Source organism: Streptomyces sp. NPDC059524, assembly GCF_042749255.1.
Taxonomy (GTDB): Bacteria; Actinomycetota; Actinomycetes; order Streptomycetales; family Streptomycetaceae; genus Streptomyces; species Streptomyces xanthii.
The window spans coordinates 1-22,730 of sequence record NZ_JBHYTK010000080.1; the positions used below are offsets into that span (position 1 = coordinate 1).

At 72.3% G+C, this 22,730-nt stretch carries 19 protein-coding genes and 1 pseudogene; 14 read left to right on the forward strand and 6 right to left on the reverse strand.

Going from position 1 to position 22,730, the window contains the following annotated elements:
* Positions 1 to 153: 153 nt before the first annotated feature.
* The gene (locus ACFW9D_RS22160) at positions 154 to 504 is read right to left on the reverse strand and encodes a DUF4233 domain-containing protein (RefSeq protein WP_384624091.1); all 351 of its coding nucleotides are present in this window, start codon (positions 502 to 504) and stop codon (positions 154 to 156) included.
* A gap of 6 nt (positions 505 to 510) precedes the next feature.
* On the reverse strand, positions 511 to 2,043 hold the full coding sequence (locus ACFW9D_RS22165) for a folylpolyglutamate synthase/dihydrofolate synthase family protein (protein WP_188338954.1): 1,533 nt from the start codon (positions 2,041 to 2,043) through the stop codon (positions 511 to 513).
* 133 nt (positions 2,044 to 2,176) lie between these two features.
* Here ACFW9D_RS22165 and ACFW9D_RS22170 point away from each other — a divergent pair, with 133 nt between their 5' ends.
* From ACFW9D_RS22170 to ACFW9D_RS22185, 4 genes are all read left to right on the forward strand, one after another.
* Positions 2,177 to 2,746, forward strand: a complete 570-nt coding sequence (locus ACFW9D_RS22170) for a hypothetical protein (RefSeq protein ID WP_384624093.1) — start codon at positions 2,177 to 2,179, stop codon at positions 2,744 to 2,746.
* Positions 2,743 to 3,459: a response regulator transcription factor gene (locus ACFW9D_RS22175; protein ID WP_188338952.1), complete on the forward strand. Its 717-nt coding sequence runs from the start codon at positions 2,743 to 2,745 to the stop codon at positions 3,457 to 3,459. The genes ACFW9D_RS22170 and ACFW9D_RS22175 overlap by 4 nt, the downstream gene beginning before the upstream one ends.
* 103 nt (positions 3,460 to 3,562) lie before the next feature.
* Positions 3,563 to 4,615 carry a glycosyltransferase gene (locus tag ACFW9D_RS22180; RefSeq protein WP_384624095.1) on the forward strand — a complete coding sequence of 351 codons (1,053 nt, stop codon included), beginning with the start codon at positions 3,563 to 3,565 and terminating at the stop codon, positions 4,613 to 4,615.
* Between the two features lie 44 nt (positions 4,616 to 4,659).
* Positions 4,660 to 4,851 (forward strand): hypothetical protein, encoded by a 192-nt coding sequence (locus ACFW9D_RS22185; protein ID WP_188338950.1) that lies wholly within the window; start codon positions 4,660 to 4,662, stop codon positions 4,849 to 4,851.
* A gap of 78 nt (positions 4,852 to 4,929) precedes the next feature.
* Here the strand turns inward: ACFW9D_RS22185 and ACFW9D_RS22190 are convergent, their stop codons facing one another.
* Positions 4,930 to 7,578 carry a valine--tRNA ligase gene (locus ACFW9D_RS22190; RefSeq protein ID WP_384624097.1) on the reverse strand — a complete coding sequence of 883 codons (2,649 nt, stop codon included), beginning with the start codon at positions 7,576 to 7,578 and terminating at the stop codon, positions 4,930 to 4,932.
* Positions 7,579 to 7,918: 340 nt separating this feature from the next.
* Between ACFW9D_RS22190 and ACFW9D_RS22195 the strand changes: the two genes are divergently transcribed.
* The 5 genes and pseudogenes from ACFW9D_RS22195 to ACFW9D_RS22215 all read left to right on the forward strand — a co-directional run bounded on the left by ACFW9D_RS22195 (position 7,919) and on the right by ACFW9D_RS22215 (position 15,309).
* Positions 7,919 to 8,857: a hypothetical protein gene (locus tag ACFW9D_RS22195; protein WP_384624099.1), complete on the forward strand. Its 939-nt coding sequence runs from the start codon at positions 7,919 to 7,921 to the stop codon at positions 8,855 to 8,857.
* Between the two features lie 64 nt (positions 8,858 to 8,921).
* Positions 8,922 to 12,314 (forward strand): annotated as a pseudogene (gene scy, locus ACFW9D_RS22200) (polarized growth protein Scy); the annotation flags it as partial.
* A 185-nt stretch (positions 12,315 to 12,499) separates the two neighbouring features.
* Positions 12,500 to 13,435, forward strand: a complete 936-nt coding sequence (locus tag ACFW9D_RS22205; RefSeq protein WP_188336828.1) for a cellulose-binding protein — start codon at positions 12,500 to 12,502, stop codon at positions 13,433 to 13,435.
* 73 nt (positions 13,436 to 13,508) lie between these two features.
* The gene (locus ACFW9D_RS22210; RefSeq protein WP_384624101.1) at positions 13,509 to 14,543 is read left to right on the forward strand and encodes an ABC transporter ATP-binding protein; all 1,035 of its coding nucleotides are present in this window, start codon (positions 13,509 to 13,511) and stop codon (positions 14,541 to 14,543) included.
* Between the two features lies 1 nt (position 14,544).
* On the forward strand, positions 14,545 to 15,309 hold the full coding sequence (locus ACFW9D_RS22215; RefSeq protein ID WP_188336830.1) for an ABC transporter permease subunit: 765 nt from the start codon (positions 14,545 to 14,547) through the stop codon (positions 15,307 to 15,309).
* Here ACFW9D_RS22215 and ACFW9D_RS22220 read toward each other — a convergent pair.
* A complete protein-coding gene (locus tag ACFW9D_RS22220) occupies positions 15,290 to 16,186 on the reverse strand; it encodes a hypothetical protein (RefSeq protein ID WP_384624104.1) in 897 nt (298 codons plus the stop codon). The two genes, ACFW9D_RS22215 and ACFW9D_RS22220, sit on opposite strands and share 20 nt — an antisense overlap.
* 274 nt (positions 16,187 to 16,460) lie before the next feature.
* Between ACFW9D_RS22220 and ACFW9D_RS22225 the strand changes: the two genes are divergently transcribed.
* The 3 genes from ACFW9D_RS22225 (at position 16,461) to ACFW9D_RS22235 (ending at position 19,532) form a co-directional block, all read left to right on the forward strand.
* A complete protein-coding gene (locus ACFW9D_RS22225) occupies positions 16,461 to 17,363 on the forward strand; it encodes a hypothetical protein (RefSeq protein ID WP_384624106.1) in 903 nt (300 codons plus the stop codon).
* 127 nt (positions 17,364 to 17,490) lie between these two features.
* Positions 17,491 to 18,666 (forward strand): ABC transporter ATP-binding protein, encoded by a 1,176-nt coding sequence (locus ACFW9D_RS22230; RefSeq protein WP_384624108.1) that lies wholly within the window; start codon positions 17,491 to 17,493, stop codon positions 18,664 to 18,666.
* Positions 18,663 to 19,532, forward strand: a complete 870-nt coding sequence (locus ACFW9D_RS22235; protein WP_384624110.1) for an ABC transporter permease — start codon at positions 18,663 to 18,665, stop codon at positions 19,530 to 19,532. The genes ACFW9D_RS22230 and ACFW9D_RS22235 overlap by 4 nt, the downstream gene beginning before the upstream one ends.
* 17 nt (positions 19,533 to 19,549) lie before the next feature.
* Here the strand turns inward: ACFW9D_RS22235 and ACFW9D_RS22240 are convergent, their stop codons facing one another.
* Positions 19,550 to 19,876, reverse strand: a complete 327-nt coding sequence (locus ACFW9D_RS22240) for an ATP/GTP-binding protein (RefSeq protein ID WP_188336834.1) — start codon at positions 19,874 to 19,876, stop codon at positions 19,550 to 19,552.
* Between the two features lie 220 nt (positions 19,877 to 20,096).
* On the opposite strand from ACFW9D_RS22240, the gene ACFW9D_RS22245 reads away from it, so the two are divergent.
* A complete protein-coding gene (locus tag ACFW9D_RS22245; protein WP_384624112.1) occupies positions 20,097 to 21,131 on the forward strand; it encodes an LLM class flavin-dependent oxidoreductase in 1,035 nt (344 codons plus the stop codon).
* Between the two features lie 128 nt (positions 21,132 to 21,259).
* Here the strand turns inward: ACFW9D_RS22245 and ACFW9D_RS22250 are convergent, their stop codons facing one another.
* Positions 21,260 to 21,652: an SCO5389 family protein gene (locus ACFW9D_RS22250; protein ID WP_188336836.1), complete on the reverse strand. Its 393-nt coding sequence runs from the start codon at positions 21,650 to 21,652 to the stop codon at positions 21,260 to 21,262.
* Between the two features lie 288 nt (positions 21,653 to 21,940).
* Between ACFW9D_RS22250 and nucS the strand changes: the two genes are divergently transcribed.
* Positions 21,941 to 22,612, forward strand: coding sequence for an endonuclease NucS (gene nucS, locus ACFW9D_RS22255; RefSeq protein ID WP_188336837.1), 672 nt, complete (start codon positions 21,941 to 21,943; stop codon positions 22,610 to 22,612).
* Positions 22,613 to 22,730 lie beyond the last annotated feature (118 nt).

The following is a 22,730-nucleotide window of genomic DNA, read 5'->3' on the forward strand; positions in this document are numbered from 1 at the left end:
TCGCGCAGTTCCCCGCGCCCCTGAAATGCAGACCCTTCGGGTCGCATTTCCCCGAGGAAGGCGCAGCCTTCCCAGGGGCGCGGGGAACTGCGCGACCAGCCCCCGCCCAGCGGCACCTGGCGACGAACCGGTGGACCTACGGCGCGAGGCCGATCAAACCGCGCCGGACGACTGCTCACCCGCAACAAAACGCCGCTTCGCCTCGTCGATCCGGCGCCCGAAGTGGACCGAGGCCCACCACAGTCCCGCGAAGCACAGCCCCAGGAAGAACATGAGCGGCACGAAGAACCCGCTCAGCACCAGCAGGATCTGCAGCGCCCAGCCCAGCTGGACACCCCCGGGCCGCGTCACCATCCCGCACAGCAGAACGCTGAGCAGCATCGCGACCCCGCACACCGTCCACACGAGCCCGGACGACAGATCGGGGTCCTTCATCGCCACGAGCCCGGCGAACCCGATGATGAAGAACTCCCCGATCAGGGTCGAGGAACACAACGTACGCACAGCGGATCAGCCCTTCCCCAGCAGCAGCCTGGCCTCGCCGACCGTGATCACGGACCCGGTGACGAGCACGCCCCCGCCCGCGAACTCGCCCTCCTCCTCGGCCAGCGTGATCGCGGCCTCCAGCGCGTCGTCGAGCCGCGGCTCGACGACCACCCGGTCGTCCCCGAACACCTCGACGGCGATCGCGGCGAGCTCGTCCGCGTCCATCGCGCGGTGGCTCGAGTTCTGCGTGACGACGATCTCCGCGAAGATCGGCTCGAAGGCCTCCAGCAGCCCTCGTACGTTCTTGTCGCCGCTCGCGCCGACGACTCCGATCAGCCGGCTGAAGTCGAAGACCTCGCCGATCGCCTCGGCGGTGACCCGCGCCCCCGCCGGGTTGTGCGCGGCGTCCAGGACCACGGTCGGCGAGCGGCGCACCACCTCCAGGCGGCCCGGCGAGGTCACCGACGCGAACGCGGTACGGATCGTGTCGATGTCGAGCGGGCGCGTGTGCTGCGAGCCAATACCGAAGAACGCCTCGACCGCGGCGAGCGCCACCGCCGCGTTGTGCGCCTGGTGGGCGCCGTGCAGCGGGAGGAAGACCTCCTCGTACTCGCCGCCGAGCCCGCGCAGCGTCACGAGCTGGCCGCCGACCGCGACCTGCCGCGCGACGACGCCGAACTCCAGGCCCTCACGGGCCACGGTCGCGTCCGTCTCGACGGCCTTCTTGAGGATGACCTGCGCCGCGTCCACCGGCTGCTGCGCCATGATCACCGTGGCGCCCTGCTTGATGATCCCGGACTTCTCGCCCGCGATCTCGCCGGGCGTGGAGCCGAGCCGGTCGGTGTGGTCGAGGTCGATCGGCGTGATCACGGCGACGGAGCTGTCGATCACGTTCGTCGCGTCCCAGCTGCCGCCCATGCCGACCTCGACGACCGCGACGTCCACGGGGGCGTCGGCGAAGGCCGCGTAGGCCATGCCGGTCAGGACCTCGAAGAACGACAGCCGGTACTCCTGCTGGGCGTCGACCAGCTCGACGTACGGCTTGACGTCCTCGAACGTCTCGATGAAGCGCTCGTGGCTGATCGGCGCGCCGTCCAGGCTGATCCGCTCGGTGACGGACTGCACGTGCGGCGACGTGTACCGCCCGGTGCGCAGCTCGAAGGCGCCGAGCAGGGCCTCGATCATGCGGGCCGTCGACGTCTTCCCGTTCGTCCCCGTGATGTGGATCGACGGGTACGCGCGCTGCGGCTCGCCCAGGACGTCCATCAGCGCGGCGATGCGGCTGACGGAGGGCTCCAGCTTCGTCTCGCCCCAGCGCGTGGCCAGATCGGCCTCCACCGCGCGCAGGGCCTTCTCCACCTCGGGGTCCTCGGGGCGGGCCGGGATCCCGTCGCCCTGCGGGGGGCCGCCCTGGGTGCGCAGGGTGCGGCTGCCCGCCTCGATCACCGCGAGGTCGGGATCGCGGGTCGTCTCCGCGCCGACGATGTCGTCGAAGGCGTCGGTCCCGTCGGCGGGCTCGTGGTCGTCGCTGCTGTCGTGCGGGGGGAGGTCACTCACACCCGCCAGTCTACGGAGCCCCGCCGACACCGCCGCCCCCGTCCCCCGGGGCACGCGTCCATCCGCCGTAAACCGCCCCGCCCGCTCGGCGCGGTTCGCCACCCCTCCCGGAGCCCGGGGGTCCAATCTGACCATGTGGTACGCACATCAACCCGGCCGTCGCACACGGCAGATCCTCGGTGACGGCGCCGTCCTGCTGTGGACCGGCGGCTGGGCCTCGGCCGCCGTCGCCGCGCACCGGCTGATCTCCGAGCCGGACCGCCCCGCCCCGCACGCGGGCGCCCGGCTGCCGCTGCTCGGCCCGCGCGTGAACGGCACCCTGCACGACGTCGCGCTGGCCGGCGACCGGCTCGCCGACGCCACGCCCGCGGGCCCCGCACCGGCCCAGGCGCTCGCGCTGCTCGCCGCCGTCGCCCTGTTCGTGGTGCCCGCGGGGCTGCTGCTCGCCCTGTGGCTGCCGCGCCGGCTGCGCTGGGTGCGGCAGGCCGCCGCCGCCCGCGACCTCGCCGCCACGGAGGACGGCCGCGAACTCCTCGCCCTGCGCACCCTCCTGCGCCCCCTCGACGACGTGGGCCGCACCGCGGGCGCCCTGCCCGACTCCACCCCTGGCAGCCTCGCCGAGGGCTGGCGCGAGGGCGACCCGGCCACCCTGGACGCCCTCGCCGAGGCCGAACTGGTCCGCCTGGGCCTGCGCACGGTATGACGGCGACCGGCCGCGCCCTGCCGCTGCTGCTCGTCGCGACACCGGCCGACGCCCCGCCGCATGTCCTGACGACCCTGCGGGACCCGCGCTTCACGTACCGCATGGTGCACACCGGGCAGGACGCGCTGCGCGACCTGTACCGGTACCGGCCCGACCTGCTGCTGCTCAGTCTGCGGCTGCGTGACCCGGGGCCGTGGGACGTGCTGCAGCGGGTCCGCGAGATGACCGAGGACCTGCGGGTCATGGCGCTCGACCGCACCTACCGCGAACGGACCGCGCTGCGCGCCCTGGAGGCCGGCGCCGACGACCTGCTCTGGCTCGACGTGCCGCTCCCCTTCGCCAAGGCCCTGATCCTGGCCAGGCTGCGGCGCGCGATGCCCGCCGATCCCGCCGCTCAGCTCCTCGACGACGGTGTCCTGCGGCTCGACCTGCTGACCCGCGAGGCCTCCCTCTCCGGCACCTTCGTCCCGCTGACCGCCCTGGAGTTCGACCTGCTGTTCGCGCTCGCCTTCAACGCCGGCCAGGTGCTCACCCCCGAGCAGCTCCTCGCCCGCGCCTGGCGGTCCCGGCCAGGCGGTGACCCCACCAAGGTCAAGCACGCCGTGCTGCGCCTGCGCCGCAGCATCACCCACGCCACCGGCCAGGACGCGCCCGTGGAGACCGTCCGCGGCGTCGGCTACCGGTACGTTCCGCCCCGGCCCGCGCGGTCGTAGGGCCCGGGCCCAAAGCCCCGTTCCGTCCCGCCTCGCGCTCTGCGACCCGCGCGCGACCCGAGCGCGCCGCCGCCGCCACCTCGCCGCCCCACAGTCGTCTCCCATGTCCCTCGTAGCCCTCATCCCCGCACACGACGAACAGGACCGGATCGTCGCCACCCTGGCCGGCCTGTACCGGCAGACGTCGCGCCCCGACCGCATCGTGGTCGTCGCCGACAACTGCACGGACGAGACGGCCCGGATCGCCGCACACTGCGGGGCCGAGGTCTTCGTGCCCACCGACAACCACGACAAGAAGGCCGGCGCCCTCAACCAGGCGCTCGGCCCGCTGCTCGACGAGCTGGACGACGACGCGTACGTCCTCGTGCAGGACGCCGACACCGTCCTCAACCCCGAGTTCGTCGCCTGCGCCGTCGACGCGCTGGCCGACCCGGAGGTCGGCGCCGTCGGCGGCATCTTCTACGGGGAGCCCGGCGGCGGACTGCTCGGCCTGCTCCAGCGCATGGAGTACCAGCGCTACGCCGTGGAGATCCGCCGCAAGAAGAACGAGGCCGTCGTCCTCACCGGCACCGGCACCCTGTTCCGCGCGTCCGTGCTGCGCGAGGTCCGCGCCGCCCGGCTCGCGGGCACCGTCGGCGGCGGCGACGGCTACTACTCGCTGGCCTCGCTCACCGAGGACGACGAGATCACCAAGGCCGTCAAGACGCTCGGCCACCGCACCGTCTCCCCCGACGGCTGCTGGCTGGTCACCGAGGTCATGCCCTCGCTCGGCAAGCTGTGGCACCAGCGGCTGCGCTGGCAGCGCGGCGCCCTGGAGAACCTGCGCGACTACGGCTGGACCCCGGTCACCGCCCCCTACTTCCGCCAGCAGCTGCTGCTCGGCGCCGGAGCTCTCGCCCTCGGCCTGTTCGCGACCTTCGCCGTGCTCAGCCTCACCCTCGCCGGCTGGCAGGGCTTCTCCGTGTTCTGGACGGCGATCACGCTGCTCTTCGTCGTCGAACGCACCCTGACCGTCCGCCGCCTCGGCTGGCGGGCCTCCCTGCTCGCCGCGCCCCTGGTCCCGGAGCTGCTCTACGACGCGTTCCGCCAGGCCGTGTTCCTGCGCTCCCTGCTCGACCTGGCCCTGCGCCGCGAGGCCCGCTGGGTCGCCACCTGACCCACGACACCGTCACCACCCGCTCTACAGACAGGAGTTCACCCATGTACGGAAAGCCCACGGACGCCGCGATACTCGGCGGTGGCGGCACCGGCACCCTCGCCGCCACCGGCTCGTCCCCGCTCGCGATCCTCGCCCTGGTCGTCGGCTGCCTCACCCTGATCGCCGCGGGCCTCGCCGTGCGCAGCCTCGTCCCGGTGGTGCGCGGCAAGGACAAGGGCCCCGGACCGCGCTGACCGCCGGCCGCCCCACGGAGAAGGCCCCCGGAACCCATCGGTTCCGGGGGCCTTCGGCCGTCGTGCGGGTCGGTCAGGTCACGCCTGCGGGAGGCGGTCCAGCTGGGCCTGGATGCGGGCGATGTCCTCGTCCGCCTTGGCCAGGCGGCCCTTGATCTTGTCCACGACGTTGTCCGGGGCCTTGGCGAGGAACGCCTCGTTGCCCAGCTTGCCCTCGGCCGCGGCCTTGTCCTTCTCGGCGGCGGCGAGGTCCTTGGCGAGGCGCTTGCGCTCGGCGGCCACGTCGATCGCGCCCGACAGGTCGAGGGCGACCTCGACCCCGGCCACCGGCAGCGTGGCGCTGGCGGCGAACGCGTCGCCCTCCGGCTGCAGCTTCAGCAGCTGGCGGATGGCGGCCTCGTGCGCGGCGAGGGCGCTGCCCTCCAGGGCGAGGCGGGCCGGGACCTTCTGGCCGGCCTTGAGGCCCTGCTCGGCCTTGAAGCGGCGGACCTCGACGACGACCTGCTGGATCGTCTCGATCTCCTTCTCCGCCGCCTCGTCACGGAAGCCGCCCGGGGCGTCAGCCCCAGGAACGGACACAGCCTTCGGCCAGTCGGCCAGGACGACCGTCTCGCCGCCCGTCAGCGTCGTCCACAGGGTCTCCGTGACGAACGGGACGATCGGGTGCAGCAGGCGCAGCGTCACGTCGAGGACCTCACCGAGGACCCGGCCGGACACCTTGGCCTGCTCGCCGCCCGCCATGAACGTCGTCTTCGACAGCTCGACGTACCAGTCGAAGACCTCGTCCCACGCGTAGTGGTAGAGCGCGTCGCTGAGCTTGGCGAACTGGTAGTCGTCGTAGAGGCCGTCGACCTCGGCCACCGTCTTGTTGAGCCGCGACAGGATCCAGCGGTCGGTCGCCGACATCTGCTCGGGCTCGGGCAGCGGGCCCTCGACCGTCGCGCCGTTCATGAGCGCGAAGCGGGTCGCGTTCCAGATCTTGTTGGCGAAGTTGCGGGAGGCCTGGACCCAGTCCTCGCCGATCGGGACGTCGATGCCCGGGTTGGCGCCCCTGGCCAGGGTGAAGCGCAGGGCGTCGGAGCCGTACTTGTCCATCCAGTCCAGCGGGTTCACGACGTTGCCGAACGACTTCGACATCTTCTTGCCGTTCTCGTCACGGACCATGCCGTGGAACGCGATCGTGCGGAACGGCGGCTGGCCGTCCATCGCGTAGAGACCGAACATCATCATGCGGGCGACCCAGAAGAACATCAGGTCGTAGCCCGTGACCAGGACCGAGTTCGGGTAGAACTTCTCCAGGTCCGGGGTCTGCTCCGGCCAGCCGAGCGTGGAGAACGGCCACAGGCCGGAGGAGAACCACGTGTCGAGGACGTCGGTGTCCTGCTTCCAGCCCTCGCCCGTGGGCGGCTCCTCGTCGGGGCCGACGCAGACCAGCTCGCCGTCGGGGCCGTGCCAGACGGGGATGCGGTGGCCCCACCACAGCTGGCGCGAGATGCACCAGTCGTTCAGGTTGTCGACCCAGTCGAAGTAGCGCTGCGACATGTCCGCCGGGTGGATGTTCACCCGGCCGTCGCGGACCGCGTCGCCCGCGGCCTTGGCGAGGGTCTCGACCTTGACCCACCACTGCAGGGACAGTCGCGGCTCCAGCGTCGTCTTGCAGCGCGAGCAGTGGCCGACGGAGTGGACGTAGGGGCGCTTCTCGGCGACGATCCGGCCCTCGGCGCGCAGGGCGGCGACGATCGCGGAGCGGGCCTCGAAGCGGTCCAGGCCCTGGAAGGGGCCGTGGGCGGTGATCACGCCGCGCTCGTCGAGGACCTCGATGGCCTCGAGGTCGTGACGCTGGCCGATCGCGAAGTCGTTCGGGTCGTGCGCCGGGGTCACCTTGACGGCGCCGGTGCCGAACTCCGGGTCGACGTGCGTGTCGGCGACGACCGGGATGGACCGGTCGGTCAGCGGCAGCTTGATCTGCTTGCCGATGAGGTGGGCGTAGCGCTCGTCGTCGGGGTGGACGGCGACGGCGGTGTCGCCGAGCATCGTCTCCGCGCGGGTCGTGGCGACGACGATGGTGTCGTCACCCTCGCCGTACTTCATGGAGACGAGCTCGCCGTCGTCGTCCTGGTAGTCGACCTCGATGTCGGAGATGGCCGTCAGACAGCGCGGGCACCAGTTGATGATGCGCTCGGCGCGGTAGATCAGGCCGTCGTCGAACATCTTCTTGAAGACGGTCTGGACGGCGCGGGACAGGCCCTCGTCCATGGTGAAGCGGTCGCGGCTCCACGCCAGGCCCTCGCCGAGGCGGCGCATCTGGCCGGCGATCTGACCGCCGGACTCGGCCTTCCACTCCCACACGCGCTCGACGAACGCCGCGCGGCCCAGGTCGTGGCGGGACTTGCCCTCCTTGGCGAGCTCGCGCTCCACGACGTTCTGCGTGGCGATACCGGCGTGGTCCATGCCCGGCTGCCACAGCGTCTCGTAGCCCTGCATGCGCTTGCGGCGGGTGAGGGCGTCGATCAGCGTGTGCTCGAAGGCGTGGCCCAGGTGGAGCGAGCCCGTGACGTTCGGCGGCGGGATGACGATGGTGTACGCCGGCTTCTCGCTCTTCGCGTCCGCCTCGAAGTACCCACGCTCTACCCAGCGCTCGTACAGCGGCCCCTCTACCTCGGCCGGCGCGTACTGGGTCGGCAGTTCGGAGGTGGGCGCTGTCTGCTGCTGAGTGTTCTCGGTCACGGGGTCAGTTTAGAGGGGTTCCGGAGTGCCTGTGTCCCGGGTTTTCCCCGGGGCGCGCGGCAAGCGCCACAGTTCCTTCACATCGTCGCCGGGCGGCCTCCGCGGCGCGCACCTCACCCCACCCAGCTGTTCGAAAGTCGCCGCACGCAGCCGCTCCAAGCACCGTGGCCCGCAAGGGCGTTGGCGGCAGAACATTCGAACAGGTCACCGCCGCATGCCGCCGCCCCGGGCGCCGCCCGTTCGTATCAGCTTGGCTCCGAACCCGAAACCGAGGGCCCGATCCGCACGTGCGTACGTCAGGATGTCGGGAGCAGATAAACAGCGGGAGGGAACCCCAGTAATGAGCTACAACCAGCCGGGCCCGTACGGAGGCCAGCAGCCCCAGCAGCCCGGGCCCTACGGCCAGCAGCCGCAGCAGCCGGGACCGTACGGCCAGCAGCCCCAGGCGCCGCAGCCCGGCTACGGCTACCCCCAGCAGGCTCCCCAGGGTGTCCCGCCGCAGCAGGGCGGCTACAGCCAGCCGCAGCAGCCCGGCCCCTACGGCCAGCAGCCCCAGGCCCCGTACGGCGGCCAGTACCCGCCGGCCCCGCCGGCCGGTGGCGGCGGCAAGAAGACCGGCCTCATCATCGGCGCCGTGGCGGTCGTGGCCGCGCTCGGCGTCGGCGCGTACTTCGTCTTCGGCGGCGGTGGCGGCGCCTCGGTCGCCGATGACGGCCCGCACAAGCTGACGACTCCGGCGACGGTCCTGGGCGAGTACCAGAAGGACTCGAAGGAGAACGACGGCTTCGACGACCAGGACATGAAGGACGCGGAGAAGGACGGCCTGAAGAACGGCACGCCCGTCAACGCCTCTTACGCGGTCAAGGACACGTCGAACCCGCTCGCCGGTAAGGTGCTGAACTTCCAGGGCGCCTACGGCGAGATCGAGGACCCGGAGAAGCTCGTCGACGGCATGTTCTCGAAGGGGGCCCTCGAGGCCGCCAAGGGCGGCGACAGCGACGACAGCAAGGCGTCTCTGATCGGCGAACCTACCGACTACAGCACGGACGACTACGTCCTGAAGTGCCAGGAAATGAAGGTCGAGCCCGACAGCGGGAGTGCGGGTGCCACCGGCCCCAAGGAGATCCACATGCCGGTGTGCATCTGGAGCGACAACAGCACCATGGCTCTCATCGCCAGTGCCAACATCGCGGACATGATGTCCGGCAAGGCGGCCGACCTCAAGTCTGCTGCGGACCTCACCGCGAAGTTCCGCTCCGAGGTCCGCGTCAAGGCCTGACGCACGCTGACGGAAACGTGACGAGAGGGGCGGGCGGGGGGGGGCGGCCGCCGCCCCCCCCGCGCGGCTGACCGCCGAGGCCGAGTCGGCCCGCACCGAGGCGCAGGCCCTGCTGGCCCGCGCCCGCCAGGACGCCGAGCGCCTTCTGAACGCGGCGTCGGCGCAGGCCCAGGAGGCCACCGACCACGCGGAGCAGCTGCGTTCGTCGACGACCGCCGAGTCGGACGCCGCGCGGCGCCAGGCCGGCGAGCTGAGCCGGGCCGCCGAGCAGCGCATGTCCGAAGCGGAAACGGCTCTGCGGGAGGCCCGCGCCGAGGCCGAGAAGGTGCTCGGCGAGGCCAAGGACGCCGCCGCGAAGCAGCTCGCGAGCGCCGAGTCGACCAACGAGCAGCGCACCCGGACCGCCAAGGAGCAGGTCGCCCGCCTGGTCCAGGAGGCCACCAAGGACGCCGAGTCGACCAGGGCGGAGGCCGAGCAGGCCGTCGCCGACGCCCGCGCCGAGGCCGAGAAGCTGATCGCGGAGGCCAAGGAGAAGGCCCGTACGGTCACCGCGGAGGAGACCGCGGGCGAGCTCGCGAAGGCCGCCCGTACCGCCGAGGACGTGCTCAACAAGGCGTCCGAGGAAGCCCAGTCGACGACCCGGGGCGCCGCCGAGGAGGCCGAGCGGATCCGCTCGGAGGCCGAGGCGGAGGCCGACCGGCTGCGCGCCGAGGCGCACGACCTGGCCGAGCAGCTCAAGGGCGCCGCCAAGGACGACACCGAGGAGTACCGGGCCAAGACCGTCGAGCTGCAGGAGGAGGCGCGCCGGCTGCGCGGCGAGGCCGAGCAGCTGCGGGCCGAGGCCGTCGAGGAGGGCGAGCGGATCCGGGCCGAGGCCCGCCGCGAGGCCGTCCAGCAGATCGAGGAGGCGGCCAGGACCGCCGAGGAGCTGCTCGCCAAGGCGAAGGCCGACGCGGACGAGCTGCGGTCGGCGGCGACGGCCGAGAGCGAGCGGGTCCGCACCGAGGCGATCGAGCGGGCCACCTCCCTGCGCAAGCAGGCCGAGGAGACGCTCGAGCGCACCCGCGCCGAGGCCGAGCGGCACCGCGCGGAGGCCGAGGAGCAGGCCGAGGAGACGCGCGCGGAGGCCGAGCGGGCCGCGCAGTCCCTCAAGGACGAGACCGAGCGCGCCCTGGAGGCGCGGCAGGAGGAGGCGGCCCGCGAGCTGACCCGCCTGCACACGGAGGCCGAGGAGCGGCTGACGGCGTCGGAGACGACGCTGACGGACGCACGCGCCGAGTCCGAGCGGCTGCGGCGCGAGGCCTCCGACGAGGCGGACCGGCTGCGCGCCGAGGCCGCCGAGCGGGTCCGGGTGCTCCAGGCCCAGGCCGAGACGGAGGCCGAGCGGCTGCGCACGGAGGCCGCGGCGGACGCCGCCGCGAGCCGCTCCGAGGCGGAGACGGTCGCGGTCCGGCTGCGGTCCGAGGCCGCCGCGGAGGCGGAGCGGCTCAAGACGGAGGCGCAGGAGACCGCCGACCGGGTGCGTTCCGAGGCGCGTACGGCCGCCGAGCGGCTGGCCACGGAGGCCGCCGAGACGCTGGCCGCCGCCCAGGAGGAGGCGGCCCGGCGCCGGCGCGAGGCCGAGGAGACGCTCGGCAGCGCCCGCGAGGAGGCCGACCAGGAGCGCGAGCGCGCCCGCGAGCAGAGCGAGGAACTGCTCGCGGTGGCGCGGGCCCGCGTCGAGGAGGCGCAGACCGAGGCGACCCGGCTCGTCGAGGAGGCGGACAGCCGCGCGACCGAGCTGGTCTCGGCCGCCGAGCAGACCGCCCAGCAGGTGCGGGACTCGGTGGCGGGCCTCCAGGAGCAGGCGCAGGAGGAGATCGCCGGGCTGCGTTCGGCGGCGGAGCACGCCGCGGAGCGGACGCGCCAGGAGGCGCAGGAGGAGGCCGACCGGGTCCGGGCGGACGCGTACGCGGAGCGCGAGCGCGCCACCGAGGACGCGAACCGGACGCGGGCCGAGGCCACCGCGGAGGCGGACGCCGCCAAGTCCCTCGCGGAGCACACCGTCTCGGAGGCGCTGGAGGAGGCCGAGCGGCTCCGTACGGACGCCTCGGAGCACGCCCAGCGGGTCCGTACGGAGGTCTCGGACCTGCGGACGTCGGCGGACCAGGACGCCTCGCGCACCCGCGCCGAGGCCCGCGAGGACGCCAACCGGATCCGGTCCGACGCGGCCACGCAGGCGGACTCCCTGATCACGGAGGCGCGCGCCGAGGCGGAGCGCCTGACGACGGAGACGAATGCGGAGGCGGAGCGGGTCCGCGCCGAGTCCACCGCCCGCGCCGAGACGCTGGTCGGCGACGCCACGGCGGAGGCCGAGCGGCTGACCGCCGAATCGACGTCGGCGGCCGAGCAGTTGACGCGGGAGACGCGGGACGAGGCCGAGCGGGTCCGTACCGAGGCCGTGGCCAAGGCGGAGAAGCTGATCGCGGACGCGACCGGGGACGCGGAGCGGCTGCGGGCCGAGGCCGCCGAGACGGTCGGCTCCGCGCAGCAGCACGCCGAGCGGATCCGCACCGAGTCCGAGCGGGTCAAGGCGGACGCGGCGGCGGAGGCGGAGCGCATCACGACGGCGGCCCGCGAGGAGGCCGAGCGCACCCTCGACGAGGCGCGCAAGGACGCGGGCAAGCGGCGTACGGAGGCGGCGGAGCAGGTCGACAAGCTCATCACGGAGTCCGCGGCCGAGGCCGACAAGCTGACCCGTGAGGCGCAGGAGGCGGCGCAGAAGAAGACGGCCGACGCCGAGGCGCAGGCGGACACGATGGTGGGCGCGGCGCGCAACGAGGCGGAGCGGCTGGTCTCCGAGGCCACGGTCGAGGGCAACTCGCTGGTGGAGAAGGCCCGTACGGACGCGGACGAGCTGCTCGTCGGCGCGCGCCGGGACGCGACGCAGATCCGGGAGCGGGCCGAGGAGCTGCGCGACCGCATCACCTCGGAGATCGAGGATCTGCACGAGCGGGCCCGCCGCGAGTCGGCGGAGGCGATGAAGAACGCGGGCGAGCGGTGCGACGCCCTGGTCAAGGCCGCCGAGGAGCAGCTGGCGGAGGCTCAGACCAAGGCCAAGGACCTGCTGAACGACGCCAATTCGGAGGCCGGCAAGGTCCGTATCGCCGCCGTGAAGAAGGCCGAAGGCCTGCTCAAGGAAGCCGAGACGAAAAAGGCCGAGCTCACGCGCGAGGCGGAAAAGATCAAGAGCGATGCGGAGGCCGAGGCCGCTTCCATGATCGAAAAGGGTCAGCGCGAGCTGGATGTGCTGGTCCGGCGCCGCGAGGACATCAATGCCGAGATTTCGCGTGTCCAGGACGTGCTCGAAGCGTTGGAGAGTTTTGAGGCGCCGTCCGGCTCGGGCAAGGACGGTGGCGTCAAGGCGGGTGCGGCGGCCGGGGCCACACGTTCGGGTGGCAAGGGCTCGGAGGGCTAGCCAGAGGGCCAACTGTCATGCATGACAAGGACCTTTGGCCCTCGTTCTCGCAAGCCGTCCGCCGGTACGCCACCCAAAAGGGGTGTCATTCTCCAGATCAAACGGGCATCTGCTCGATGACACGCCGCTTGGACCCCTAGGATTCCCTCTATCACCTCACACCGGTCTCATTTGACAGGAACCCCATGAGCGACACTTCCCCCTACGGCTTCGAGCTTGTGCGGCGTGGGTACGACCGCGCGCAGGTGGACGAACGTATTTCCAAGCTCGTCTCCGACCGTGACAGCGCTCTTGCCCGCATCACTGCTCTGGAAAAGCGCATCGAGGAGCTCCACCTCGAGACGCAGAACGCCCAGGCGCAGGTGAACGACGCGGAGCCGTCGTACGCCGGCCTCGGCGCCCGCGTCGAGAAGATCCTCCGGCTCGCCGAGGAAGAGGCCAAGGACCTGCGCGAGGAGGCCCGCCGGGCCGCCGAGCAGCACCGTGAGCTCGCCGAGTCGGCGGCCCAGCAGGTGCGCAACGATGCGGAGTCGTTCGCCGCCGAGCGCAAGTCCAAGGCGGAGGACGAGGGCGTTCGGATCGTCGAGAAGGCCAAGGGCGAGGCGTCCGCGCTGCGCACCGAGGCGCAGAAGGACGCGCAGTCCAAGCGCGAGGAGGCGGACGCCCTCTTCGAGGAGACCCGCGCCAAGGCCGCCCAGGCCGCCGCGGACTTCGAGACGAACCTGGCCAAGCGCCGCGAGCAGTCCGAGCGCGACCTGGCCTCCCGTCAGGCCAAGGCCGAGAAGCGCCTCGCCGAGATCGAGCACCGTGCCGAGCAGCTCCGCCTGGAGGCGGAGAAGCTGCGCACGGACGCCGAGCGCCGCGCCCGCCAGACGGTGGAGACGGCCCAGCGCCAGGCCGAGGACATCGTGGCCGACGCGAACGCCAAGGCCGACCGGATCCGCTCGGAATCGGAGCGGGAGCTGGCCGCGCTGACCAACCGCCGCGACTCGATCAACGCGCAGCTCACGAACGTGCGCGAGATGCTGGCGACGCTCACGGGCGCCGCTGTCGCCGCCGCGGGCGCGCCCGTCGAGGACGAGCCCATCTCGCGTGGGGTTCCGGCGCAGCAGTCCCGGTAGTCCGCATCACCCCGGAAAGCCCCCTGCCCCCACAGAGGTGGCGGGGGGCTTTGGTGCGTTTTAGCGTGGGCGCATGATCGAGCTCGAGGGGCTGACCAAGCGGTACGGCGACAAGGTGGCCGTCGACCACCTGACCTTCACCGTCAGACCCGGCATCGTCACCGGCTTCCTCGGCCCGAACGGCGCGGGCAAGTCCACCACCATGCGCATGATGCTGGGCCTGGACAACCCGACCGCCGGCAGCGTCCGCATCGACGGCAGGCACTACGCCCAGCTGAAGGACCCGCTCACCGCGATCGGCGCGCTCCTGGACGCGAAGGCGATGCACGGCGGCCGCAGCGCCTACAACCATCTGCTGTGTCTGGCGCAGTCCAACGGCATCCCGCGCGGCCGCGTCGGCGAGGTCCTGGAGACGGTCGGTCTCACCTCGGTGGCCAGGAAGAAGGCCAAGGGGTTCTCGCTCGGCATGGGCCAGCGGCTCGGCATCGCGGCGGCGCTGCTCGGCGACCCGAAGATCCTGATGTTCGACGAGCCGGTCAACGGGCTCGACCCCGAGGGCATCCACTGGATCCGCAACCTGATGAAGTCCCTCGCGGCGGCCGGCCGCACCGTGTTCGTCTCCTCGCACCTGATGAGCGAGATGGCGCTGACCGCCGACCATCTCGTGGTGATCGGCCAGGGCCGGCTCCTCGCCGACACCTCCATGGCCGAGTTCATCCGGCAGAACTCGCGCTCGTACGTACGGCTGCGTTCCCCGCAGCACGAGCGGCTGCTCGACGTGCTGCACGAGTCCGGGATCACCGTCGTCGAAGCCGGCGGCGGCACGCTGGAGGTCGACGGGCACACGCCCGAGAAGCTCGGCGACCTGGCCGCGAGCCACCATCTGACGCTGCACGAGCTGAGCCCGCAGCAGGCGTCCCTGGAGGAGGCGTTCATGCGGCTGACGGCCGAGTCCGTCGAGTACCACGCGCACTCGGACACCACCGGGCACCTGCCCCCGGAGGCGCTGCCGCCGGATGCCCTCGCGCCGCCCGAGGAGCGGCCCGGCCCGCAGCCGGGCGGCTGGGGCGCCTCCTGGCAGCAGGGCACCGACCGGAAGGGGGCCTGAGATGGCCGCGGCCCAGGTCCTCAAGTCCGAGTGGACCAAGATCAAGTCAGTCAACTCGACGGCCCTCACGCTCAGTCTCGCGGTGATCGTGTCGGTCGGCCTCGGCATGCTGATCAGCGCCCTGTCGAACAACGAGTTCTCCAACATGTCCGCCAAGGACCGGCTCACCTTCGACCCCACCTTCGTGTCCTTCGCGGGTCTGACGCTCGGCCAGCTCGCGATGGTGGTCTTCGGTGTCCTCGTGGTGGCGAGCGAGTACAGCAGCGGCATGATCCGCACCTCGCTGGCCGCCGTCCCGCAGCGCGGCACCTTCCTGTTCGCCAAGGTGGCCGTCGCGACGCTGCTCGCGCTCGTCGTCTCGCTGATCACGAGCTTCGCCGCGTTCTTCCTCGGCCAGGCGATGCTCGGCGACCACAGCACGGACCTGGGCGAGCCGAACGTGCTGCGCGCGGTGCTCGGAGCGGCCCTCTACATGACGCTGATGGGCATGTTCTCGATGGGTGTCGCCACGATGCTCCGCTCCCCCATGCTGTCGCTGGGCATCCTCATGCCGTTCCTGTTCCTGGTCTCCCCGATCCTCGGCGGCGTCTCCGCGACGAGGAAGGTCGGCCAGTACTTCCCCGACCAGGCGGGGCAGAAGATCATGCAGGTGATCCCCCAGGACGACGCCCCGTACGGCCCCTGGGCGGGCCTGGCGATCCTGGTCGCCTGGGTCGCGGCGGCCCTCCTCGCGGGCTACGCCCTCCTCAAGAAGCGGGACGCCTGACGCCCGGCTCGGGATCGGGGGCCGGGCGGGGTTCGGGCGGCAGCAGCGCGTCGAAGCCCCGCCAGCCCGACCACTGCCACACGTCGCGGCCGGTCTCGGGCTCCAGCGGCACGAAGCGCCCCAGCTCGAAGTCCTCGGGCCCGACCTTGAACCAGCGCTCGTCGGCGACCTCCGTGCCCAGCCCCACCGTGCGCGCCGTGAGCCGCACCATCAGCTCCACGCCGGTGGAGCTCGACAGGTCCTTGCCCTGGATACGGGTGAACGGCAGGGCGGTCACCGGGGCGTCGACCGGTATCCACACGGTGAACGGCGCCCCGCGTTCCACGGCGAGCCACGAGCGCTCGTCGGCCGGCTCGCCCTTCTCGTCGAGGACCTTCAGCCACTTCTTGTAGATGACGAGACTGCCGTCGTGGGGCGAGCGCTCCAGGTAGCGCAGATGGGCGCGGGCGTGCAGGTCGACGACGGAGAGGTTGTCGAAGCGGTTGTAGAAGCGGACAGCGATGACCGCGTCCTCGCTGCGCGCGTGGTCGCGGGAGTAGCCGGGGAAGTCGGCGGTCCAGGCGTGCGAGACGGAGGCCCGGCGCCGCCAGACGAAGGGGCGCAGGGCGAAGATCTTGATCAGGACGAAGCCGAGGAGCACGGCCGGGGCGAGCGCCCCGGTCACGGAGGCGACGGTGGCCAGGATCTGGTGGGCGGTGGAGCGCGGCTCGGGGCTCAGGCTGTCCGTGCCGACGCAGGCCCGCAGCGCGGAGAGGCCGAGGTCGAGCAGCGCCTCCTGGTCGCCGAACCGTTCGGCCATCGAGCGCGAGGAGTGCTCGGTGAGCGTCCACAGCACCGCGATGACGGCGGCGAGGGCGCTCAGCCCGGCCAGGGTCATCAGGATCAGGGAGACGACCGTCCGCCCGGCGATCCACCCGCGAACGGACGTCCGGTACCGGGGATGGTTCCGCCGCCCGCGCCGCCAAGCCCTCATCGCCCCAACTCCCCGCGCCACACAGCAACTTGATGGAAATTCTAGGGCCGGAACCGAACCTTCCGCCCGGCGCCGGCCGATCCGTCGGCCCGAGCAGGCACACCGAAGGCGCCGCGCGGGTAGCAGTTCCCGTGGAAAGCTGTCCCCGCACCCCCTGACCATCCCGAAGGGCGTCATCGTGAGGACTGAGGACCGAAGCCTGGCGGCGCTCGGACTGGACGGGGTACCCGCCCAGGAGCCCCTGCTCTACCCGGGGCGGCCCATCACCGCCCCCTCCCTGCTCACCGGCGACGAGCTGCTCGAGCTCGACGTACGGCCCCTGCGGCTCGGCGAGTGGTTCGTGGAGGAGCGTGCCCAGGAGGCCGCGGCGCAGCGCCGGCTCGACGAGGCCCTCGTCGACCGCGGGCAGGCCGTCACGGGCCGCCGCCACCCGGTGATCGCCGTCGGCTCGAACGCCTCCCCCGGCCAGGTCACGTACAAGCTGACCCGGCTCGGCATCCCGGCGCAGGTGCCGATGGTGCCGGTGGAGGTGCGCGGTGTGGCGGTCGGCTGCTCGGGGCACATCAGCCCGGCCGGCTACGTCGCGGGCACCCCGTACGTGGACCGGGAGGCGACGACGCGGCTGGTGGTGACCTGGCTGGACGCGACGCAGCTCAAGGCGGTCGACGACACCGAGTTCCCCGACTACCGGCGGGCGATACTGCCGGGCGACTCGTTCGAGATGACGATGCCGTCCGGGGAGCGGCTGGGCGGCGCCTACATCTACTTCAGCGCGCACGGGGTGCTCGCCGACCCGCTGACCGGGCGGCCGCGGCCGGGCGGCGGCGACCAGGCCGAGCTGCTCGCCGCGCTCCTGAAGGACTCGCCCCGCCTCTCGGAGCTGCTCGGGCCCGACGCCGAGAGCTGGGTGGCGACCGCCGGGGCCGACGCGGCGGTGCGCGAGCACGGGACGCGGATCTTCGGCGAGGAGGGCTGGGTGCTGCCGCAGACCGAGTTCCTGACGTACCTCGACGACGCTCCGCGTCCGCGCCTGTACGACGAGCTGCCGCCGCTGGGCGGATCGCTGCCCCCACAGGGCTGAGCGACGCCTTTACTTTCTCTTGGCCGGAACCGTCAGCGCTCGACTACCCTCCTAACCCTTACGGGGGCGTGTGCCCCGACGTCCTGAACCTTGTCGAACCGTTCAGAACTTCCGATGGGTGCGGAGAATGATCGAGGCAGTCGGCCTGACGAAGCGCTACGGCGCGAAGACGGCCGTGTACAACCTTTCCTTCCAGGTGCGGCCGGGAACCGTCACGGGCTTCCTCGGACCCAACGGGTCGGGCAAGTCGACGACGATGCGCATGATCCTGGGCCTTGACCAGCCCACCTCGGGTCAGGTGACGATCGGCGGCTACCCGTACAACAAGCTGCCGAACGCGCCGCGCCAGGTCGGCGCGCTGCTCGACGCCAAGGCGATGCACGGCGGCCGGGCCGCCCGCAACCACCTGCTGTGCCTGGCGCAGCTCGCCGGCATCCCGGCCCGGCGGGTCGACGAGGTGCTCGGGGTCGTCGGTCTGCAGGACGTCGCCAAGCGCCGCTCCAAGGGGTTCTCGCTCGGCATGGGGCAGCGGCTCGGCATCGCGGCCGCGCTGCTCGGCGACCCGCAGGTGCTGCTCTTCGACGAGCCGGTCAACGGCCTGGACCCCGAGGGCATCCTCTGGGTGAGGAACCTGATGAAGTCGCTCGCCGCCGAGGGCCGCACCGTCTTCGTCTCCTCGCACCTGATGAGCGAGATGGCGCTGACCGCCGAGCACCTGATCGTCATCGGGCGCGGGCAGCTGCTCGCCGACATGAGCGTGCGGGACTTCATCGCGCACAACTCGGCGGGCTTCGCCCGGGTCCGCACCCCCGACACCGAGCCGCAGCAGCGCGAGAAGCTGTCCGCCGCGCTGACCGAGGCCGGCGGCCAGGTGCTGCCCGAGCAGGACGGGGCGCTGCGGGTCACCGGGCTGCCGCTGCCGCGGATCAGCGACCTGGCACACGAGTCGGACGTCCGGCTGTGGGAGCTGTCGCCGCACCAGGCCTCGCTGGAGGAGGCGTACATGCGGATGACGCAGGGCGCCGTCGACTACCGCTCCACGGTGGACCAGCGGGCCGGGCTTCAGCAGCCGCTGCCACCGGGCGCGGTGGCGCCGCAGCAGATGCCGGTCGCCGGCCAGGGCCAGCCGGGCTGGTACGCCCCGCCGCCGCCCCAGGAGCAGGCCCCGCAGCAGCAGCCCGCGCAGCAGAACCCGTACGCGGCGCCCGCGCAGGCCCAGCCCCAGGCTCCGGCCCAGCCGCTGCCCCAGCCGCCCGCGGCGCCGCCCGCCGCCGCCCCGACCATGGACAAGGACGCCCGATGAGCACGCCGCCCCAGCCCTACGCCGCCCCGCAGCAGCCCCCGGCGACGCCCGACTGGCAGCTGGCCGGCGCCTCGTACGCCTCGCCGATCCCGGTGCGCCGCGCGCACCTCGGCGACGCGCTGCTCTCGGAGTGGACGAAGATCCGCTCGGTGCGCTCCACGATGTGGACGCTCGGCGTGATGGCCCTGCTGATGGTCGGCATCGGCCTCGCCTCCGCGGCCGTCGTCGCGGCGGCCGACACCGTGGACGCCGGCGCGAACGACGTGCTGGGCCTCGGCTTCTTCGGCGTGCTGCTCGGCACGATCTGCGTGATCACGCTGGGCGTGCTGACCATCGCGTCGGAGTACGGCACCGGCATGATCCGTACGACGATGACGGCCTGCTCCAGCCGCAGCCGGGTGCTCGCCGCGAAGGCGATCGTGTTCTTCGCGCTCGTCTTCACGCTGACGACGGTGCTCGCGGCGCTGGTCGGCGCGCTCCAGGTGGGCATCGTCGGCGCGGACTCGCCGAGCGGCTCCGCGTGGTTCAAGGCGACCGTCGGCGTCGGCCTGTTCGTGGCGCTGCTCGGTCTGCTCGGCCTCGCCGTCGGCACGCTGGTACGGCACTCGGCGGGCGCGATCACGATCATGATCGGTCTGGTGCTGCTGCCGCTGGTCCTCGCGATGTTCATGTTCGCCCAGTCGCTCAAGGACGTGCAGCAGGCCCTGCTCGAGTACTCGGTGCCCAGCCAGCTGGTCGTGCTCTACGGCGACTCGGTGGCCGGCGGCAGCGGCCCGACCGGCTGGGACCCGCTGTGGTTCATGCTCGTGGTGACGGGCATCGCGCTCGGCGGCGCGTTCCTCTCGCTCAACAGCCGGGACGTGTAACGGGCTTTTGCCCGCCCTCAGTGGCGCGGCGCGTTCCGGGACCGCTGCACCTTCGTGGTGCGGCGGTCCTTCGCGTTCCAGCACGCCTTGTGCCAGTGCCGCCGGTCGTCCACTCCCCCGTACTCGGGCCAGGCCACGACGTGGGCGACGCCCGAGGCGATCTCCTGGTCGCAGCCGGGACAGCGGTACGTCTTGCCGGCGGCGCTGGCGCCCGCGACGTGCCGCACGCTCCACTCCTCGCCCTGCCAGCTCTCGGTGGACTGGAACCCGCCGTACCGCCTCCCCTCGTCCTCGCTGCTGCCGGACGGTCCGCCGGAGTGGGGGCGGTTACGACGCGGGGACACGGCTCACCTCACGGGTGCTGCGGGGCAGGGGTCCCGTCCAGCGTAGCCCGGCGCGCGGCGGGTACCCGACGGTCGTCACCCTCGTCACGGCCGGGGCCCGTTCGAGGGGATCTTGGGAAAATCCGCCAATCTTCCCGCACAGCCGTGTCTTTGGCACTTGCCACCCGTTATTGCCCTCAGGGGGAGTGCCCGCGTCGGCACCACGGAAGGCAGGAGTGCGATGCGCGTAGGAACGTTTGTACTGGCAGCCCAGTTCCCGGGCCAGGGGCAGGGAGAGGCGCTGCACCGTGCGGTGCGGTCGGCCGAGGTCGCCGAGGAGGCGGGCCTGGACTCCGTGTGGCTCGCGGAGCACCACTTCGTGCCGTACGGGACGTGCCCGTCGGCGATCACGCTGGCCGCGCTGCTGCTCGGCCGCACCCGGACGCTGCGCGTCGGCACCGCCGTGAGCGTGCTGCCGACGGTCCATCCGGTGGCCCTGGGCGAGCAGGCGGCGCTGCTGCACCTGACCTCCGGCGGGCGCTTCTCGCTGGGTGTCGGGCGCGGCGGGCCGTGGGTGGACCTGGAGGTGTTCGGCAGTGGCCTCGCGGCGTACGAGTCGGGCTTCCCGGAGTCCCTGGACCTGCTGCTGCGCTGGCTGAGCGAGTCCCGTGTGGCGGGTGAGGGCGAGCGGTTCGGCTTCCGCGAGGTCGCCGTCGTGCCGCGGCCCGCGGAGGCGATCGAGGGGACGGCGCCCGCCGGGCCCGAGGTCGTCGTGGCCTGCACCTCGCCGAAGACGGTGCGGCTCGCGGCCGAGCGGGGCCTGCCGATGCTGCTCGGCATGCACATCGGGGACGAGGACAAGGCGGAGATGGTCGCGCTGTGGCGGCGCTGCGCCCGGGAGGCCGGCCGCGACGCCGAGGAGATCCTCACGGCGCCTCATGTGGCGGCCGGTGTCGCCCAGATCGGTGACACGCGCCGGGAGGCCGTGGAGACGCTTCTGAAGGCGATGCCGGGTTGGCTGAAACAAGGCCTGGACGCACATGTGACGGTGGACGGGCGGGCGCGCGCGATGCGTGACCCGCACGCGTACACGGAGTTGCTGTGCGGGCTGCACCCCGTGGGCACGCCGCAGCTGTGCGCGGACCGGCTGGCCGCCACGTCCGAGCGGACGGGCATCTCGCGCTTCGCGCTGCTGGTCGAGGGATCCGGCGATCTCGCGGCGACGGAGGAGAACGTACGACGCCTGGGAGCCGAGGTGCTGGTGCAGCTCGACTGACCGGCCGGGTGGTCCCTCGGGTCGGGCAGGAAGCGGCGCGGGGCATGCCGGTACGGCGGTGGTGCTTGCCGCCCGGTACAGATGCACCTCCCGGGTACGGGGCGGCAAACGGAAGTCGGCCCCGGCCGTCAGCAGTCGCGCAGCTCGGGCGACTGGTTGAGCAGCTGGTTACGGGCCGAGGTGAAGCGGGCCAGCGTCTCGTCCACCGCGGGGTCCTGCGGGAAGACCGCGACCCGGTGGCAGTTCTGGAACGCGAGCCGCACCCCGAAGTGCCGCTGCAGGGCGCCGCGTATCGCGTCGCTCGCGAGCGCACGCAGCAGCTGGCCGCGTGCCTGCTCGTCCGGCGGCGGCGTCTGGTTGTCGGCGAAGGGGCCGCCGTCGACCTTCAGCTGGGCCACCAGGGAGCTGATCATCTCCCAGGCGTAAGGCAGGGAGGTCCGGACGCAGTCGACGAAGTCGGCTTCGTCGACCTCGCCTCGCTCGGCCTGTTCCAACAGGGCCGGTGAGACGTCGAGCGACATGGGTTCTCCTCTCGCACCCCCGCGGGATGGCGGGGGTTGACGGACAGGCCGGGAGCCCGCGGCACGCACAGCGCAGCGAACACGCAGCGTGCACGCGTCGCGACCTCCTGCTTCTACGGTAAGCAACGCAACCGGACGACAACAGGGCGTAGCGCGTACGGTTCGTACACAACCGGCCATTGCCGAACAGGCGGCTACCGGAACAAAAGGGGTGGACCGCGAGGGGGCGCAGGGGGCGTCCCCGGGCGAAGTGCGCGGACCGGTCCGGGTCGAGTAGCGTTGCCGACCATGCGTCTTGTCATCGCCCGCTGCTCCGTGGACTACGCGGGCCGGCTCACCGCCCATCTCCCGTCGGCACCCCGCCTGATCCTCGTGAAGGCGGACGGCAGTGTCTCCATCCACGCGGACGACCGGGCCTACAAGCCCCTCAACTGGATGTCCCCGCCGTGCACCCTGAAGGAGGGCAGCGGCGACGACGAGGGCACGTGGACCGTCATCAACAAAGCGGGCGAGAAACTGATCATCACGATGGAGGAGATCCTCCACGACTCCTCGCACGAGCTGGGCGTGGACCCGGGTCTCATCAAGGACGGCGTGGAAGCGCACCTCCAGGAGCTGCTCGCCGACCGCATCGAGACGCTCGGCGAGGGCTACTCGCTGATCCGGCGCGAGTACATGACCGCGATCGGGCCGGTCGACATCCTGTGCCGGGACGCCGACGGGCAGACCGTGGCAGTCGAGATCAAGCGGCGTGGTGAGATCGACGGCGTCGAGCAACTCACCCGCTACCTCGAGCTCTTGAACCGGGACCCGCACCTGGCGCCGGTCCGCGGCATCTTCGCCGCCCAGGAGATCAAGCCGCAGGCCCGCGTCCTCGCGACGGACCGCGGCATCGGCTGCGCCGTCCTCGACTACAACGCCCTGCGCGGCATCGAGGACGACAAGCTCCGCCTGTTCTGAGCACCCCGAGACGAAAGCCCCGCAAGCGGAACCTGTGGGGGGTTTACGTGTCCGGGCCCCCCCCCGAGCGGGCTTGGGGGGGGCGCCGATGGGGGCCGGGGGGGGCGGTCGCCCCAAA